This window comes from Bradyrhizobium sp. USDA 4474, from assembly GCF_054057515.1.
This window is the reverse complement of the sequence record NZ_JBSRZJ010000002.1, coordinates 4,606,296-4,624,649: the sequence shown is the minus strand read 5'-3', so window position 1 is coordinate 4,624,649 and position 18,354 is coordinate 4,606,296. Positions and strand designations below refer to the sequence as shown.

Here is an 18,354-nt window from a genome sequence, read left to right as displayed (position 1 = left end):
TGGGGTGACATAGCCGGGACGCGCTTGCAAAATTGCAAGCGTGTGAGCTTGAGTTCACTGGATCTGTAGAGCCTACTCGGCAAGATAGTAGCAAACGCGCCCGATCTCGCACTTGCTCGCCAGGTGCGATCTTGACACGTTCGGCTAACTTCCATCGCACTCGAAGACGATCAGCGCGTCGATTTTGAAGCAGAGGCAGCACTCCTCACCTCGCCGGCAGTCACTCTTCCCGGAACTGACACTAGCATGCGCTGAATTCGTAGCGCGGGCGCCAGCTCGCGCATTGAAAGAAACCGTTGTGCTTCAAATCACTACGTTGATCCAAGCTGAACGCTTTTGTGCATGCTCGAAGGACTTGAAACTAGCGCCGTGCCCAGGACTGTCGCGCCATATAGGAGCTGTCGAGTTGAATTGTCGGCCTCAAAACCATTGTCGGATAGCTGACGCGACACACTCTCGGAAAGGCCTTGCGGGGTCGCGATTTAGTTCGGCACGCGGTTTGCTCCCGCCGTGACATCGTCACCAATCTTCGTGGGGTGATCTTCGGAGCGGCCTTCGCACATCATGGCGTTGCTGGCTGGCTCCGATGGTTTGCCCTTCGGGGAGCTTAGAGAGCCGGGCTCTGCCCGGAGGAAGTACAATCTTTATGCGATCAAGAGTTCTCTTTTTGGGTACTGTGACGATGGCACTCGTCACCGCCGGGACAGCCATGGCGAACCTCGGGGGACAAGCACTCCCAGCGGCAGTGTGGAACTGGTCTGGTGGGTACATTGGAGGCCACGTAGGCGGCGGGTATGGCCAAACCTCCTTCAGCAATCCCTTCGGCTCCTCGATCTACGGCGACGTCGTCGATGTTCCATCGTTCATCGCAGGTGGCCAGATCGGCTACAACTGGCAGAACAACCGCTGGGTGTTCGGCCTCGAACTGGATGCCAGCACAGCGGTCGGGGGCGGCTCAAACACCTGCCTCGCCGCGTCCCACTTGTTTGTAAGCGCAAACTGCAACGCAGGTCCGAACTTGTTTGCGGCCGGGGCCGGCCGCATTGGTTACGCCTTTGGCGCACTGGGGCAGACACTTGCCTATCTCAAGGCAGGTGTAGCCTGGCAAAACAATCAGGGAGATGTTGTCAACAACTTCGAAGGTGGCGACCTGCCACAGGAGAAAACTCATTTCGACTATGGCCGAATTGGTGGGGTCATCGGGCTCGGCGTCGAGCAAACCCTTACGCCTGCATGGTCTGTGAATGTCGAGTATGACTATTTGCACTTTGGCGGACCAAGCGTCCCGACTGCTTCGACATTGCAATTCCCTCCGTTTGCGGTTCTCCCGGCGAACGCTACCAACCTGTCCAGCAGCTATCATATCGGGAAAGTGGGTCTAAACTACCACTTTGGTGCGGACCCCGCGGGCGCACCAAAATCCGATACGCCGCTGTATGCGAAATCAGCTGGCAGCGGACAACCCGTTTCTTACGCGCCCGGTTGGTCGTTCGAAGCCGGCTCGCGGCTTTGGCTGAGCCGGGGGCGATTCCAGTGGGATCCCAGCGCAATTCCGTACGGTTCGACTGAAGACCCCAGCATACTAATATCCCGGCTCACCTATCATGGGCTGGATGGCCTCTCGGGGGAGATATTCGGCCGTGTCGATAGTCCGTGGGGAGTGTTCCTGAAGAGCAACTTGGGCATCGGAGGCTTCAACAAAGGGAAGATTAACGATGAAGACTGGATTCCGCACCTAGGAGTTTCCTACCAGAACACCCTTTCGGGTCAGTCTAACGGTAGGTTCGCGTATTACACCGCCGACGCCGGTTACGACTTCCTTCGCGGTGCGACCTACAAGATCGGCAGTTTTATAGGCTGGGCCTCTTACAGCCAGACCTCAGACTCGACTGGCCTCGTTGGGGTTACTCATCCAGATCTAAGTCTCGCTCCTGGCGACGACAGGATCGTTGGCAGCCAGGATACTCAATGGAATGCGCCTCGAATCGGCGTGAGCGCCGAAGCCATGCTGACCGAGCGTTGGCGCCTGAATGCCGATGTCGCTTACCTGCCCTGGACCACCTTCTTGGGGCGAGACTATCATCTGTTGCGTCCCAAAACGACCTTTGCCGAACAACGCGGCAATGGTGGCGGGGGAGTCCAGCTGGAAGGCATCCTGTCCTACTTCATCAGCGACAACTTTAGCGTCGGAGTTGGTGGCCGCTATTGGGCCATGTGGACGAAAACAGGTGCCGAGTCCATGGACTGCGGAAACGGTTGCATCAGACACTCCCGAGGCTTTGCGAAGTACAGCATGGAACGTTGGGGTATGTTCTTACAGGCCTCTTACAAGCTCAACTAAACGCTAGTGGAGCGAGGCTGCATATTTCAGATCCCTGCAAGCCATTTTGAACCTTGCTGAGTATCACGGGCGTCGGCTGTCGCGCGGCGATCCGACCTGCGCGTTCACGCCCGGGTAGCTTTCGTTGCGTATCACCTTGCGCAAACGAGAAGACCACAGCTTCGTACACTGGACCAGAGCGTCTTTCGACAGAAAACAGCTCGATCAGTGAACGGGTTACGGATTTCGGATGCGGAGCCAACTTGCGGTCTCCTTCTGAGAGCGCCAGGAAGCGGGAAGTCCAGATCACAAGTCTCATCGGGCGGCGCGAAACGTGAGCAGGATGCGCTGCCGGCAGGTGCGAACGGCATATCGTCGCGCGTCATGGAAACACGGCCCTTAGCCTCACGACAATCGCGCTCTCCGCAAATAATTGAGGAGAGAGGGCGCCCGGAGCGGAAGGACCCATCATTTGACGGTCCAGATGTCCTCACCCGCATGCGTCGTGTCGTAGATGCTCATCTGAAGCATGTTTTGCGGATTAGAGTACGGAAAAAAGAAGGATCGGGACTTTGCCCCGGTGGACCACTGTAACGCCTCAGCTGGCCCGGAGCCACCGTGAGAAGCCCTGCGTGGTTGATGAATCCACCTAAGCCGAGATTCAGCGCAAAGTTGCTATATGAGCCGTATTCCACTGTCGAACCTCAGATAAAAGCAGTGAACGTGAACTCAACCTGCACCAAACTCCTGATCTAAGTTGCTGCTTTGATCGATTTCTAGTGGAGCTTCGATATGGCGAGATTTCTGGGATTCATGCTTTTCGCCCATTTGTTGTTTGTGTCCGCTCAGGCCACGGCGCAGGGACTTCCTGCGCCCTCGTATTGGAAGAATGAACGGGGGTCAGAACTGTTTGTTTGGTCGGTCAACAGCGGGGCAATACAAGCCACTTTTACGAACCGCGCCCAAGGATTTTCGTGTCAAGGGATTCCGTATCCGGCATCCGGAGCCGTCAATTCAACCGGGCTGTATTTTGTGGTTACCTTTGCCCAGTGCAATTCGTTTACCAGGTGGATTGGCGCGGTTAACGGGTCGACCATTCCTACGTCCTGGACGCTGTTCTACGTTGACAAACACGGCAAGCCGAGCAAGACGAAGGGGACTGATACATTCATACGCGTCTGGTAACTGTGCCGATCAATGGGCACCGACGGTTTCGCAGAAGGCTGCCGAGCAGCGTGCCTGGCAGCAGATACTCTACGATTTGTTTCTGGTTATCTGCAGACCTTGCAAAGCTGGCTAGTTGTCCTAGCGGAAAGGCAATGGTTCGCAAAGCCGCTCTGCACGCCGTTGAAGGTGCAAGAACTATCAAGAGAGAAGCAGTGGCCGCCCCGAGCCGGTCAACAGCTTGAGAGACGAACCTCCTCGTCGCTGCGAAACAGCGAGCACGACCGAAATCTAAGGACCGCAGCCTGAAATTTGCTCTGCCGCCCTGCAACAGCTCGGGCCGGAGCCTCTCGATGAAATCCGGTGCTGCGAACTCATCTTCTTCAGTGCGATCGGTGATAACCGAGAACTCTTCGGTATCTTGCCGGTGCTTTGCTTGGAGCGCGGTATCCTGCGCTGCGCCAGCGGGTCTTGGCAATCCTTGCCAGCTCGTCGCATCGTCGGTTGCGCGGTTCGGACGAAGCGCAAGAATGATTCACCGTCCAATCGAATTACGTCTGACCGAGATGCCTTGTGGGAGGCGGCACGTATTATGTGACTCAGCAGCAGTTCCAACGTCGATGCTTTGCAGCAGGAAAGCAGATTTCTAGGCAGCTGGCCCTCTGCGGACAATCTGGCATCGCAAGAGCCGTGGCATACGTTAACAAGCGCTCCGGATCGAGCCCATTCCGCATTCTTGCGCTTTCATAGTAATTTCACATGACCCCTATTAGAGCCATTAAAAGTTGGTACATGTCCCTAGACGGCGAACTTCAAATGGACATCGCGTATATGTTCGTTTCTCTGACGCTGGGGGACTGCCAGTTTTCGCCTGCTGCAGCCGTTCGGCGGCTGCTGCAATGGTTCGACCTGCGCAGCGCAGGCTCGGAACATGAGGACGCTTTAGCGGCGGTCGTGTTTCGCGCCTCGTTCGAATACCTGTTTTCCGACCGCTTCACGAGCGACAGCTGGACCTTTCCCGAACAGTTGTTCAAAGACTTGATCCGGCAGGCTTCTGAAGGAAAAGAGGCAAGCAAGATCGCACCGACAGCATTTCGACTGCTACGGAATATTCCGCACCGAAAACTTAAATGGAGAGAGGCTGGTGAGAGTTGGAACGCCTTGGTGGAGTCGGTACTCAACAACGATGCACTAAAGCGATGGACCCAAGAGCAATTCCTGGCGAGCAACTTCGGGCCGACGCAAGACCACAACTAACAGCAGCGCTAAGTTGAATGAGACCAATCGGTGCGACGATTGGAAGGGCTCCTTACGAGGAGAGTAGAAAGGCGGTTCGAGGGCGCCCAAAAGAAGCACCGTTAGAACCATCTAACCAAGAGCCGATCTCTACTACGAATATGGCGGTGCAACATCAACCCATCGGCAATTGCAAAAGCAAACATTCCACATTTCTGCGCATTCTGCTCCGTAGTCGCCACCCGGGGCGGCCGGGCGCATCCACACCCGGGCAGCACAGAAGTTGGGCCGCCTTGTTTCAACGCACAGAACGACCCGTTGCCAATCTGCTTACAACCGCCAGCCCAATCGACAGCCGCAGCCGGCTCCCTCATGCTATCGCCTGATGATTTTCTGCATTCTCGGATGGCCGTGTTGATGAATCTCAGCTCGGCCACTGCCTCACGAAAGATGGTATACTCTAAATTGCTTGTGCGGGAGAAACCCAGGGCTTTGATCATCCGCATTGCCTGGCCGGCATTTGAGAAAAAAGGCGATCCAGCGCAGAACAGGTCAGGCGGAGGAAGGGCAACAGGAGCCCGCACTAGCACACGTTAATTGCAGCCCGCCGCTTGGCGTACGGCAATTCTGCTTCAGATCAGCGCAATTGTCTTCCTTGTCGCTCGAAAGCATAGGTCGGATTGATGCCGCAATAGGCGTCCGTACCTGATGCAGTAGCCGTGCATTGGTCATAGGTCGAAAACTGGCAATTGCCCGGATATCCCCAATGGCGTCCCTGCAGGCAATAAACGTCCTGGCGTACCGGTAGCTTATTCGAATGAGCCCGCGAACCGGCGATCGAAGGCGATCCTGAGCCGACAAGGATAGGGAGTGCGAGCACTCCGATAACGAGAAGGTAGCGCATGAGACCTCTTGCCTCCGTTAACTTCACCAGAGAATAAACATGAATTGCACGCTTTGATATAAGTCAATGGCAGAGTGCCGGCTCGCGGGCCAACCCCGGAATGAGGCTTCTCGAACATCGAGCAAACCCGGGCGCAGTTTTCCTGCGAGCTTTTTGGCAAAACGACCTTTATGGGCACGTTTCCGCATGTTTTTGCGGGCCCGCGTAGCAGGACAATTGTACGACCGTTCATTCGCCTCCCCCTGTGATGAATACTGCGCCCGACAACAAGACGTTCTCGGGAGTGAAGAACATAGAGCATTAGCCGCATCTCTCACGAAGATCGAATATCTTTTTCGAGACGCTTCGAGGCTTTACGACGAGAGCACTCAATTCACGTACAAGAAGGGTAGGACGATCCACATCGAGAGCGAACCCGCCGAGTACGTCTATCCGGCTATAAAAGGAGCGGTACGGGCCTCCAAGCTGCTGGCGATGGGCGACGCCAGATTGGCGCGTTTCATTTAGCCGGTGAAATTTTTGGATTTCGAGAACAGTGGGCTACACCGATTTACGGCGGAAGCTGTTACACAGAGCACTCTCGGCTGATCAAGAGGCACACTCTTGATGCGATCGTCCAGACTGACGTTGTTGTCTGGCGCACATTACTCAGCGTGACCACCGCTAAATTGCAGCACGCGGAGAACCAAATGATGCTGCTTGGATCGTAAGACAGCTCTCGAGCGCGTTGCGGCTTTTTTGCATGAGATGGATGCGCGGCTGATCGCTGCTGATGTAATATCACTGCCGATGTTCGACGAGACATCGCGGATTACCTTGGCTTAACCATCGAGAACGTCTCACGTGCAGTGTCGCAATTGCATAATGATGGCGATGTTGATTTCGTCGCCAATACTCAACGCGAGATCATGATTCTAGATCGGCACCGGCTAGCTAGCTTCTATCTGCAAAGTTGAGCGCCGGCCGAGTGCATACAAACCATAACTTGGGACAAGCATAAGGCGGCGCGACTCTCATGGGGTGTGTCGTGCCCAACGCTCTCTTATTGCGCTCGTCGCAGTATAAGGCGGTGTACTGACCTTTCGCTAGAGTATCTGCAAATTGTCGAGATAGCCGCGGCGATCGGCCGAGCGAGATGTAAAACAGTGCGGGCGCGGCTCGTGCTAATCCACCCGGGGGCTGATTCCAGGCCGATTAGTCCCTACCACATCCGCACTGCCGTTGAGATTAGCCGAAAGGTGACTCGGCGCTGATCGATCTGGAGCAATAGCGCTGTCCCTGCCACATCCCGTCAACCCCGAAGGCTCTGTATCTGTGTTAGCTTACCGCAAGCTGACTGGCCTGGGTGCAATTGGTCAATGTTACGTGTGGGCTATCAACCTCCGCTCGATCTGCCACGAAAGTCCCGCATCCCCTCAGACATGCTCTCACTGCCGTCATTCGTCACGACTGATGCGAAAACCCCCTCCCTATCCACTTCCGCACTACCAATGAACTCAGCCACGGGATCGAGAGGCTAACGCACCGGCTCTGGCCTAACGCTGTTCCGACGAAATACCTCGGAAATTGGCCTTGGACCCGGACTGACAGGCGAGACTGAGGGCAACGCTGATCTTTCGGATCCAATCGGGGAGATACCAACTCTGCCGGACTCAGCAAAAACTGAGCCTGCCCAGGCCGCTGCCGATAACGTCCGCCAAGCGTTACCATTGAATGTAACTTCGATACTCAACATCACTCATCGACGAGCCGCCGGCATGCGTAAGTATATTCTAAAGAGATCCGGCGTGCTTGTTCTATGAGGTTGGCGGCCGCGCTATGCCCCCCGTCGGTATTCTCATAGTAGAGATACGGTTGACCCAATGCAGCGAGCCTCGCCGCTGCTTTGCGGCCATGCGCTGGATGCACTCGGTCGTCCTTGGTGGAGGTGAGAATGAAGGGGGCCGGGTAGGTCTTGCCCGGCACCAAGCTCTGATAGGGCGAGTAGGCCTCGAGCGACTTGCGCTGTTCGGGGTTGGTGGGATCGCCATACTCACCGACCCAAGAGGCTCCAGCGCCCAGCTTGGTGAACCGAAGCATATCGAACAGCGGAACCCGGACAATGGCCGCATTGAAGAGTTCGGGTCGTTGAGTGATTGCGGTTCCTACCAGCAGACCTCCTTGACTACCGCCGACTACGCCCAGCCGGCGGGGAGACGTGATCTTACGCCGGATCAAGTCCTCCGCGACGGCGATATAGTCATCCCATGTGCGCTGCTTCGTTGCTCCTTGGGCAGTCTGATGCCATTCTGGCCCGAACTCACCGCCGCCGCGCAGGTTCGCGACAACATACGCGTTGCCCTGCTCGAGCCAGAGTCGTCCCATGAGGCCCACGTAAGAGGGGGTGAGCGGTATCTGAAACCCCCCATAGCCATAGAGAAGTGTTGGAGTTGATCCGTCAAACCTCGCGCTCTTGGGTCGTACCAGAAAATATGGAATGCGTGTGCCGTCGGACGACGTTGCGTCGAACTGTTCGACGACAAGTCGCGAGGCATCGAACCTGGGAGGGGTCGTCTTCATTGTCTCAAGGCGTTCGGTTGCGGCGTCGAAGTACCACAGCGTCGTCGGGCTAAGAAAGCTTGAGACAGTGAACATCGCCTCCTCCGTATCATGCGATGCCGCAGCAAGACCGATACTCGCATTCTCGGGAAGCGGGATCGGCGCGGCACGCCAGGCGCCCTGATGATACTTGTAGACGAACGCCTTACTCTGAACATTGTCGAGAATCGTTAGGATCAACAAGCTTCTTGTGGCGGTGAACCTGCTGACCGCTTGTTTAGGCCCGGGCTTGAAGACAAGCGTGGGTGTGGCGCGCAGCGGATTCTTCTTCCATTCGGCCAGGTCATAAGAGATAATCGAGCCGGCTGAAAAGGGGTTTTGTCCGGACGGTGGCGACCAGTCTTCGTTCAGCGTCACCAGCAGGCGACCACTCGCGATACCGCCGATGGTCGCCTTCTTTGGCAGATTGAGTTTAATTGGCTCCGGGCCAAAGAGCACATACTCATGCTCGAACGAGCTGATGCCGCGATCTACGCCGGTCGCATGGATCCTCCCTTCACTGTCGCGCAGCACGAATGGAGTGACCCCGACATCCGTCTGCTCGCCACGGAACACCTCGTGCGCTTCGGCGAGCGACTGGGCGCGCTTGAGCTCCTTCACCACGAAAGGATAACCGGCTTGCGTCATGGTGCCTTCGCCCCAATCTCGTGCAATTTGGAGCGTGTCGCTATTTACCCAAGTGACTTCCTGTTTTCCCTCGGGAAGTTTGAAGCCGTTCGCGACGAAGGTTTTGGAGGCTACGTCGAACTCCCGGACGAACACAGCGTCTTTTCCGCCTTCTGAAAGGTGGAGCAAGCACAGGCGCTCTTCGGGCGGAAGGCAGCTCGCCCCTTTATAGATCCAGTTCTTCTTTTCCCTATGCGCCAGAGCATCCACGTCGAGAATGGTCTCCCATCGTGGGCTTTGCGTGCGATAGCTTTCAAGCGTGGTACGCCGCAGGACGCCGCGCACCTGGTTCTCGTCCTGCCAGAAATTTTCGAGACCAAGTCTTCCCAGCGAAACGTAGGGAATCCGGTCCTTAGCCTGGAGAACGTGGAGCGCTTCGCCGTAGAAACGCTGGTAACGGGGGTCGGATTGGAGAGCACTGAGTGTCTTATCGTTCTCGGTGCGAGCCCAAGCCAATGCGCGCGGCCCTTCGATCTCCTCGAGCCAAAGAAAAGGATCCTCAGGCACGCTCGCAGGGGTTAGCGTCTGGGACAGTCCAGCGGACATCAAACAACTCAGGGATAGCGATGCTGCCAGAAAAGGCGAATTTTTCATGGAAGTTGTCCTGACGTTAGCGAGCCGGACTTGGGCGTCTCGCTAGGTGGGCTGGAAGCATTCGGAAGATGCGTACTCGGGAATTAGGTCCGCTGGCTTTCGATGGTGCAAGGAGTGTGCCGCTTGATACTTGGAGGTTGTCCAGTCGTCCCCAGCCCCTGAAGTGTCAGCTTTTTGACGTCGGTCTCAAAACTGACAATCGGGTTCTTAGCAACGACGGCATGTTACGCAGCGATCACCTTGCTCCGTGTCGGTTACGCGAAACATCCTGAACGATCGCCTGCGCCTTCCGTTCGGCCGCTCACAACTCTGCTTTGGCAGCATCATCCATCGAAACAGTTCAAGTTGTGGCGTGAAGTGCGAGCACGGGTTCGAGCTTGACGGCAGGCTGCTCGCGTTGGAGGCACCATCAGTGCCCCGCGCCGGCCGCCGTTTTTGATGCGATTAGCGGCTGTGCTGGCTTGGAGAGACTTGAGGCGACTGGCGTTGGGCAACGCTTTTGTCCGCCAACCAGACGCGTAACCTGGGTAGGTTCGGTGCCGAGCCTGTCAAACGCCATCCGGAACTGCCCCCTCATATTGCCTCAGATGACAATGTTACCGAAGCGCACCCTGGTGTTTTTCTGGATCGGCTGCCGCGAGTCGGAGCAAGCTGCTCGCGAAGCGCGCCCTACAGAGCGCCGTAGCGAGCGAGCGGCTTGCGGTGCTTCGGCGAAAGAACCTGTCAGGATTAAATACGAAGATGCGAGGCTTGGACCGGTAGTGTGATCTCTGTGCTGCTGATGAGCTGTCGAGCGGCCTTTGATCGCCAATTCTTGACCAATCGCTGCACCGTGCGCCGCTGATGGCCGCTGAACCGACCGGGCGCATGCGCGTCCAGCCGGGAGAGAAGATCGACCGCGGACAAGTGCGGAGCCGCGGCGAGCCATTCCTCGATGATGGGAATGTAGGGGTCGAGCATCGATGGCCGACGTGGCACAGGCTTGCGCCGCACATAGCGACGACGATGAATGCCCCGCTGCTCACCCTGTTTCCAACCGTCGCCGAGCTCTCGGGCAAAGGCCGATAAGTCGCTATGCCCCTGCGCGACAGTCATCGCTGGCTTTCCAGCCCGTTGATCGACGCGCTTACCCAGCTCATTCTGAGCGTCCCGCATCTGTGTCAGCAATGCCACCGGATCAAGCGTCCGGTAAATCTCCCGCAGCCGACCTTTGAATGCCTCATTGAGCCTCGGGTGGACCAATGCTCTTTCGTACGGCGTAGCGGGAGGAAGATAGCGCTTGATCATCTTGGCACCTTCGCGGTGCTTCTCCTTCAGTTTAAACGAGGGCTGGAAGAAATTGATGTGCAGCCGTGCCGCCGCAAACAGGCGAGCTAATGAGCGAGCGGCATCATGCCTTCAAACCGCCCGTAGCCCACCAGGCGGCGAACGATAGCTCCGTTCTTTTGTTCAACGAATGCTCATCGTTCTTCTTGTAGGCCCTGGAACGAGTGACTTCGACATCGTGAGAACGGCGCCACGACACGACCGTGTCGTTCATGAAGGCGCTGTCGTTATCAAAATCGAGCCCCCGAATGGGCCAGGGAAATAGGTTCTGCGCCCGCTCGAGAGCTTCGATCACAAGAGCTGCTTCACGCACGACGAGCGGAAAGCATTCGGTCCACCCCGTTGCGATATCCACCATTGTTAGCGTCTGAATGAACGCGCCAGATACGGACATGCCGCCGTGCGCAACCAGATCCGCTTCGCAGTACCCCGGCGGAGGTGATCCCCAGTCATTGAATGTACGCACCGGGACTTGCCGCCGTACGGCACTAGAAAAGCCCGCCCGCCGTCGGCGCCCTCCGGCTGCTGCGATCTTTACGTCGCTCAGCAGGCGATCGATCGTCGCCGCGCTCACCTTCAAAACCTTCGACCTCTCATCGGCAGAAAGCTTCAATCTGCCGTGCCGTTCAAGTGCCGGAAGCAAAAACGGGATCATCGCGACGAGCCGCTTACTGCAGAGCCGGTCAGAGGCGTCCCAGAGCACAATCAGTGCAACGCGAATGGAAGCTCCGTAACTGCGGCCCCGTCGCCGCGGCACGGCCGATCCCGATGCCCCGTCCACCGACAGTGCTCGGATCGCGTGCTTACGATGCCATCCCGTAAGGGCACACAGCTCGTCCAGGATCCGTGCCTTCTCGAGCCGTCCGCTCGCCCGATAACGCTCCACCAGCGCTGATGTGATCTCGCGCTTTGCGCGCATGCTGATCTTCCCTGCCATACCCGCCACCGAACTGATTCGGCAGCTCCGCCCCAGACACGACAGGAAAGTTGTCCGGTAACATTTTTAGTGAGGCAATGCGGGGGGCAGTTTTCCATGACGCGCGACACCGAGCCGGAATGCGCTCGATGCCACGATTCCTAGATTCCGCAGCGGGATGTCTCCTGGGCAACAGTGACCGCAGCGAGCCCCAATATCACCTTGCCCGTGAATCCGAAATGAATGCGATAGAGCCACCAGATTGCGCAGCACCGGTCGAGATCTGAAATGGCAAGCGCGCGCCTTGCTGCTAAAACCATACGCGCCATCGGCTTCATGTCGCGTATCATCTGGACGCCTCGAAGTCTCGGGGCCTCCGCTCTCCATCTCATCTTTTGAGCGGAGCTGATTCGCTGTGCGTGCGCATCCGTAATTGAATGATAAAGCTTGATGTTGGCCATGCCCCTCGTCTCGCGTTTCGAAGCTGGCTGCACGGTGCATGCTATCTAACGTGATCCTATGGTGGAGGTGCTGCTTGAAAAACGCCCAGATCTGGTAGGGCCAACCAGTCCGATAAATGAGCTCACGCAGTCGCACTGCTAGCAAAGCGACCGCACCACTTGCGATGGTTGGTTGCGGCTAGCGGACTATGTAGGTTCACACCGGCAAAGACTACGCCCAGCCCGAGTATGCGCTCCACGGTCACCGGTTTGGCTTACCCATTTTGCGCGAACCGCGCCGACGCCCGCCGATTTGGCAGGCAAGCGCGGTCTGAGCGCGCTGGGACATCTCCGCCTCGCTGAACAATATCTCGACAGTTCGCCCGCCGCGGCACACCGTCGTGCAGCGCGCGTGGGATCGCTCAGAAGCAAAGCAGCCGAGACGATCATCCCGCGCTCGGCTCAGGTGCGGCGCTGAGCGCATGTACTCGGCATTCCGCGACGTCCTCCAGTCTCTGATCCTGGGTGCTGTGTGCAACTCGGACTGGCCGATAACCGGAGTTACATCGGTCAGGAGAAAGTAACATTCTCAGGTGAGGCAATACGGGGGTCAATTTTCCACGTGCCCGACAACGGGGGCAATATCGCAGCCCGGACAATAGGTCGGCACCACTCGGACGAGAGGGCCGGGATAACCGTTCATTTCGTGGGCTGCCAGCGGACGCGATGAAGCACACCCGCTGGTGGGGCGAGCAATCCACTTCTAAGCGGTGAATTGTCCATCCAGGTAAGAACAATCGGAGCGACCGCAGGGCTCCAGTCCCGCGCGATCACTTCACCGTCGGCTGCGTCTTATACCCGCCTAAGCTTAACGAACCCACCCTCGACTAATTCGGCTGCCTGACCGAGGCGGAATGACTCGAATCGTCGTCAGTCGTGTGTGACGTCCGTCAATTTTGTCCCACTCCCGCCAGAGCAGCTTCAAACGTCTGCAGCCATCCGCCGAACTCAGCAGGTTCTCAGAATCGTCTTGCCAGACAGGCCAGCGATCAGATCAAGGGCTATCGTGGCGCAGCGACAGGCATTTTTATTGCAGAGGTTGCGGTGAACTTCGTCGTGACACGCTTCAGCCTACATGTTGACTGGCGTAATGTGACGTAAGGGACGAGTTCGGATAAGTGGAATGCAACGGTGCGTTCTACCTGGCGAAAATGTTTGGGTCTTGGGGTCGCGCGTCAGATAGGTCGAGGATGTCGAGGCAATTTGCTCGAGAGAGGCTGCAGCCTGTCCTCGATCCCGCAGACCAACGCCTGAGGAACCGCGCCGTGTTGGGCGCAACCATCGGCAATATTCTCGAATTCTACGACTTCGGGACCTACAGCTTTTTTGCGATACAGATCGGTCAGACGTTCTTCCCGGCAGACGACCCGTTCGCCAGCCTTATGCTGTCACTCGCAACCTTCGGCGCAGGTTTTGTGACCAGACCGATCGGGGCCATCGTACTGGGCTCGTATTCGGATCGGGCTGGCCGCCGGCCCGCGATGACCGCCAGCTTTACCATGATGAGTGCCGCAGCCTTATTGTTAGCTACTACGCCATCGTACGAGACAATAGGACTAGCCGCTCCGTCACTGGTCGTCTTCGCACGCTTGCTGCAAGGCTTTGCTCTCGGGGGTGAGGTGGGCCCGACGACAGCCTATTTGATGGAAGCGGCCCCCGAAGGAGGTCGCGGTCTTGCTGTCTCCTTTCAGCCCGCGAGCCAACAGCTAGCTGCGACCGCCGGAGCCTTGGTTGGAGAAATACTCTCGCTCAGCATGACAAGCGATGCGCTCAATGCGTACGGATGGCGGATCGCGCTTTTGTTGGGTGCGGTGACGTTGCCGCTCGGACTTTGGTTGCGAAGCGCACTACCCGAAACGCTGCACCTGCACCAAGTGCCCGTTCTGGTCGCCCGGCCTGGAGGTCAATCGTCTGACGACCGTCGCATCATGTGCTTGGGATTTGTTATCTTGGCCAGCTGCACGATCACCACTTACGTTACTGGGTATATGACCACCTACGCGATGAACACGCTGCATGTTTCAGCGCCTCTGGCCTTTGGTGCCACGCTCATCAGCAATGCGGTCGGAATTGCTGCCGCACTGCTGGGCGGTCTGCTCGCCGACCGCGCGGGCCGGCGGCGGGTCATGATATGGCCGCAGGTCATGGCATTGGTAATGATCTATCCGGTATTCTTATGGATCGTAGAGAGCCGCAGCACCTTCGCAATTCTAGGGGGTCTCGGCGCACTCACTCTGATCGGAATGATTCCGTATAGCGCCTTCTACGTGAGCATGGCCGAAGGTTTACCCAGGAACATTCGTGGTGGCGCCTTCGCGACGATCTACGCTTTTGCGATAGCGATTTTCGGAGGCACAGCCCAACCGATCGTCACTTGGCTGATCCACCTTACAGGGAGCGCACTCGTCCCTGCCTGGTACATGCTTTTAGCGAGCGCCGCCGGGCTCTTTGCCATGCTCATGATGCCGGAGACGGCACCGCTCGATTTGGCGCCCGACTGATAAACGATCGTTTGTAACGCCACGACCACTACCTAGGCATGGCGGTAAGAATGGACATTCATGACGTCCGAATGCAAATTATCGAATTGAAGGGCGTCGGAGGGCATGAAAAAGCAATATATCGGACCAGTTTTAGATCGAGCGGCGGCTCGCACTTGGAACAGTGCTGTGGTCCAAATCGACTTGCCCGTTTAATGAGCCGTCTCCGGCGCTACAGACGAGCGATTGGCGGCATCACCGACGAACTGAAAGCAATCAATTAGTCTGCCAGTATAAACCTACGGCTTGAGGAAACGGCCGCTCCCCAAGCAAGCGGCCGCACGAGGCTCTATCCTCATTCTCTGCTTGATTGGTTTTCCGCTATCAGCGTCGCACGCACGATGGATCGGTCAAGCAAAAAAACAGGTCGCAGATGCCATCCAACGGGTCATCGGCGCACTGCGGATATGATGTATCGGCTACCTGCAGCCGGGGGGTGACCGGTTGCGCGGTCACCGTCGCAGCAAAAGGCGGCACCGCCGCCGTTGCAAGCGCGAGGGCGCTGACTGTCACTAACACAGACTTTTTCATCCGAGAAATCGCTTCCCTTGGTTGGCCCCAACCTTCCTCGAGGTCTATATGACTACGGTGGGAGCGGTAAAATTGATTTTCTTGATTAGATCTATCTACGGGACGAATAAGCTCGGGTATCGTATGGCTCTGTCGGAGCTAATGATTGCAGGCGTTTTCCGGGCTCCATTCTTTTGTAAAATTAAGCCGAAGGAGCTCGGCGCTGCTAATGCAATGCGCCGAGCCGATCCGGAGGCATGCACGCCGCCAAGAATTGCTGACCGCAGCAAGACAACCAGCACACTAGATCCCTAGTTGAGCCATCTGCGATGAAACGAGCTCCGGATGGGGTTGCCACGGCTGGCCAGCGGCGTTGCTCAACAAGGACCTACAAAACCCAGGAGTGAGCTTGCCGCGGTGGATCACGACTTTGTCGTGGCCCTCGGCGGCTCGAGCGTTCTGCCAATGTCGATTGTATCCGCGCTGTTCGTCGGATTTCACGTGGCATGCGGCAAATTCGCGATCGCCAAGCGTTGCTAATTGCCAGGCATGAACTGGGCGCTCGGTATGGATGTGCACCCACATAGGCCTTGGCATCGCACCACTGCGCAGCGCCTTGGGCTGCAGCTTGATCTCGAATAGCTGACCTGGCTCGCCCTTCAGTGGGTGCGGGGGCCCCACTGACTCCAGCTCCCCCGCCGCGCGCAACTTTTCGAGATACTTTTGCGATGGAAAGGAGTAGGTCTTCATGCAATCGCTCGTGATTGCTACCTTCCGCGCCTTCAAGGAGTTTGCCTGTCCGTGCAGCTCGGACAGCATCCCGTTGAGCCGGACTAACTTATCGTGCACTTCGGGCACTTGCGAAGGCGTAAGCAGGCCACGTCGGCGAGGCTCGTGCAGCGCGGTTACACAGGCTTCACTTTCGTCAGCCTGGGTCTGCAACCGCGTAATTACGCGATCCAAGACGTATTCGGCGTCCTCGGGATTCATCTGGCGCGTTTGCGAGACGGTCCTTTGCTGAGCCGGCAGATCGAACTGCAGCAGCTTGTCCAGCCGCTCAAGTAATCCCGCCAGTGCTTCCTTGGACGGCGGTGCCTGCCACATTTGTAGGTGCTCGGTTGCAGCGGAAGAGGCGCGTGCTTCCTCCGCGGTGGCGAGCTTCTTCGTCCCGAGATCGGAGCGCACGATAACCTTGCGCGTAGGAGCTGGAGCGGTAGCGGGCCTTGCGAGTTGCGGCTCGGATAAGCTGATCGTTGAACTCCCCTCGCCTCCGGCCGCTGCGCGCCTCCCTTTGCCCTTTCTGCGGCCCGGATTGACTTCGCTCGCCCCAGCAATATTCTCTGGCAACGCAGCCGAACCCGCCCGTTCAAGCGTGACAGGCGTTGCTGGCTGTAATGCCAGCAGCCGCATGACCTCGTTCGCTGTCGCCCACGCACTCTCTACAATCTCGTCCAGCAGCTGCAGCGGAAGGTCAGCCCCCGTTCCGGTCCCCCTCACATTGGCAACGATGCCGCTCACCCCCGACGCAAATTCCGAAAGCCGCTCCATCACTCCTTCCAGCACGGCGCGATGCTCCGCGTCGAGCGCTGCTCCATTGCTCTTCAGAACGGCATCGGCCGTGGAAACAAACGCCGGAAAAATATCTCCGATAAAGCTCCCGAGCAGACGCACCCGCCCGCTCTCGTCCATGAGGGCCTCGCGCACGCCTGGATCGAACGTGCTCGCTCGCGAGTCAATCAAGAGCTCCGCGAGAGCGATCCTCTGTTGCAGGAACATGCACTTCATATTGAGAGCCTCGCCGGTGTGCAGCCTTAGTGCGGCCTCTTCGGCCTTGCGCATCTCGGGCGTGCTACTCGGCAAATTGGCAGTAGCCACACAGGCAGACTGAACCCGCTCCAGGCGCAACACCTTCTTTCCCCACCATTCCATGCAGGCTGCATAACGATTCGCCACACTTGCAAGCGCGCGGTCCACCTGGGCAGGCGTACCGGTGCTTCTGATCCTCACGAGCCAGCCTTTTGCTTCCTTTCTTTTGTCTTCCAGCTCGTAGATAATATGGGTGGCCACCTCGTTACACCGGTCGGCCGCGGCCAGCGTGTCATCGCGGAGCCTGCGAGCCTGGTCGTCGGGCATAATGCGACGCGCTAAATTGGCCGGCAGATCCGCGTAGTACTCCAGAACTGTTGAGCCTGCTTTGACGACTCGATCGATCAGCTCTTGTGCCTCTGGTAGGTTCGGGGGGTGCGTGGCCGCTCGACGGCTAGCATCAAGCTCGGCAAGCAGGCTGTCCATCTTTTGCCTTGCTGCCCTGATCTCGTTGCGCGTTGGCGCCGGGAGATTCGGCTTGCCAAGCACCGCGCTTCTGTCTTGAGGCCCAGAGCGCAGCCGCTCGATAACGGCATCGAAGGACTGTCTGCCTCCTCCGGGAAGCAGGCCAATCTCCGGCCTCGAACGGCTTATGTCCCCGCTGCTACCGACTCCTGTGGCCCCCACATCCGATGCGCCAGCTCGGCCAATGCCTGTCATACTTCGTCTCCGATAAAAGTTACGAATGTGCAGGCCGTCTGGGTAGACCGCCCGACTGACGACTACCTGACCAAAAACCGTTCTTGCGAACGCAAAAGAAAGTCGATGTCACCTGGAGTTTCATTTCCATGGGACCTCCAATGATTCTGAAGAGATCGATGTGGGTAATGCCTCGATTGCGGTTTGATCAGACACGTCACGGCCGCTGAGGCGCCTTGGCCGCGTCGCCATCCGGTACGAGTCTTGGTCGTTTGCCGGTGGCTCCGTCGATGTAAATGGGTAGTTGGGACAAACCTCGCCCTTAAACGGCGAATTATTGTCAAGGAGAAATGGCCAGCTCAAATCGACTGACAGAGCTAGCCTTGCGGCGGCATCCTACGAACTTTTAAGTAGAGTTTGACAGAAGCGCTCAATAGAGCTAGCCGAGAGCCAGCCGCCGTATACCGGTGAAGAGATGCTGAACCAGTATCGATATTTATCCTCGTCCGAACCGGCAGACTCGCCCCTCCGCAGCTCCTCAGACTGCATTTCGCAAAAGCCGCGGGGCCATTTTC

General features: G+C 57.5%; 10 protein-coding genes and 1 pseudogene. 5 read left to right on the top strand and 6 right to left on the bottom strand.

Translation table 11 applies throughout. The features are described 5' to 3' along the window. Positions 1 to 682 precede the first annotated feature (682 nt). The 3 genes from ACVW16_RS23705 (at position 683) to ACVW16_RS23695 (ending at position 4,741) form a co-directional block, all read left to right on the top strand. Entirely contained in the window at positions 683 to 2,341 is a 1,659-nt protein-coding gene (locus ACVW16_RS23705) for an outer membrane protein (RefSeq protein WP_456701504.1), read from the top strand. Positions 2,342 to 3,112: 771 nt separating this feature from the next. Next, positions 3,113 to 3,505, top strand: a complete 393-nt coding sequence (locus ACVW16_RS23700; protein ID WP_456701503.1) for an avidin/streptavidin family protein — start codon at positions 3,113 to 3,115, stop codon at positions 3,503 to 3,505. A gap of 795 nt (positions 3,506 to 4,300) precedes the next feature. Then, positions 4,301 to 4,741, top strand: coding sequence for a hypothetical protein (locus ACVW16_RS23695; protein WP_456701502.1), 441 nt, complete (start codon positions 4,301 to 4,303; stop codon positions 4,739 to 4,741). A gap of 616 nt (positions 4,742 to 5,357) precedes the next feature. Here the strand turns inward: ACVW16_RS23695 and ACVW16_RS23690 are convergent. Then, entirely contained in the window at positions 5,358 to 5,624 is a 267-nt protein-coding gene (locus ACVW16_RS23690; RefSeq protein WP_456701501.1) for a DUF3551 domain-containing protein, read from the bottom strand. Between the two features lie 321 nt (positions 5,625 to 5,945). Here ACVW16_RS23690 and ACVW16_RS23685 point away from each other — a divergent pair. Beyond that, positions 5,946 to 6,580: pseudogene (locus tag ACVW16_RS23685) on the top strand (helix-turn-helix domain-containing protein). 778 nt (positions 6,581 to 7,358) lie between these two features. Here ACVW16_RS23685 and ACVW16_RS23680 read toward each other — a convergent pair. From ACVW16_RS23680 to ACVW16_RS23665, 4 genes are all read right to left on the bottom strand, one after another. After that, the gene (locus tag ACVW16_RS23680; protein WP_456701500.1) at positions 7,359 to 9,482 is read right to left on the bottom strand and encodes a prolyl oligopeptidase family serine peptidase; all 2,124 of its coding nucleotides are present in this window, start codon (positions 9,480 to 9,482) and stop codon (positions 7,359 to 7,361) included. A gap of 729 nt (positions 9,483 to 10,211) precedes the next feature. After that, the gene (locus tag ACVW16_RS23675; RefSeq protein ID WP_456701499.1) at positions 10,212 to 10,769 is read right to left on the bottom strand and encodes a hypothetical protein; all 558 of its coding nucleotides are present in this window, start codon (positions 10,767 to 10,769) and stop codon (positions 10,212 to 10,214) included. A 103-nt stretch (positions 10,770 to 10,872) separates the two neighbouring features. Then, positions 10,873 to 11,745 carry an integrase catalytic domain-containing protein gene (locus tag ACVW16_RS23670; RefSeq protein WP_456701498.1) on the bottom strand — a complete coding sequence of 291 codons (873 nt, stop codon included), beginning with the start codon at positions 11,743 to 11,745 and terminating at the stop codon, positions 10,873 to 10,875. A gap of 140 nt (positions 11,746 to 11,885) precedes the next feature. Then, positions 11,886 to 12,185 carry a hypothetical protein gene (locus ACVW16_RS23665; protein ID WP_456701497.1) on the bottom strand — a complete coding sequence of 100 codons (300 nt, stop codon included), beginning with the start codon at positions 12,183 to 12,185 and terminating at the stop codon, positions 11,886 to 11,888. 1,229 nt (positions 12,186 to 13,414) lie between these two features. Between ACVW16_RS23665 and ACVW16_RS23660 the strand changes: the two genes are divergently transcribed. Beyond that, positions 13,415 to 14,725 (top strand): MFS transporter, encoded by a 1,311-nt coding sequence (locus ACVW16_RS23660; RefSeq protein WP_456701496.1) that lies wholly within the window; start codon positions 13,415 to 13,417, stop codon positions 14,723 to 14,725. 852 nt (positions 14,726 to 15,577) lie between these two features. Here the strand turns inward: ACVW16_RS23660 and ACVW16_RS23655 are convergent. Then, the gene (locus tag ACVW16_RS23655) at positions 15,578 to 17,800 is read right to left on the bottom strand and encodes a hypothetical protein (protein ID WP_456701495.1); all 2,223 of its coding nucleotides are present in this window, start codon (positions 17,798 to 17,800) and stop codon (positions 15,578 to 15,580) included. Between the last annotated feature and the right edge of the window lie 554 nt (positions 17,801 to 18,354).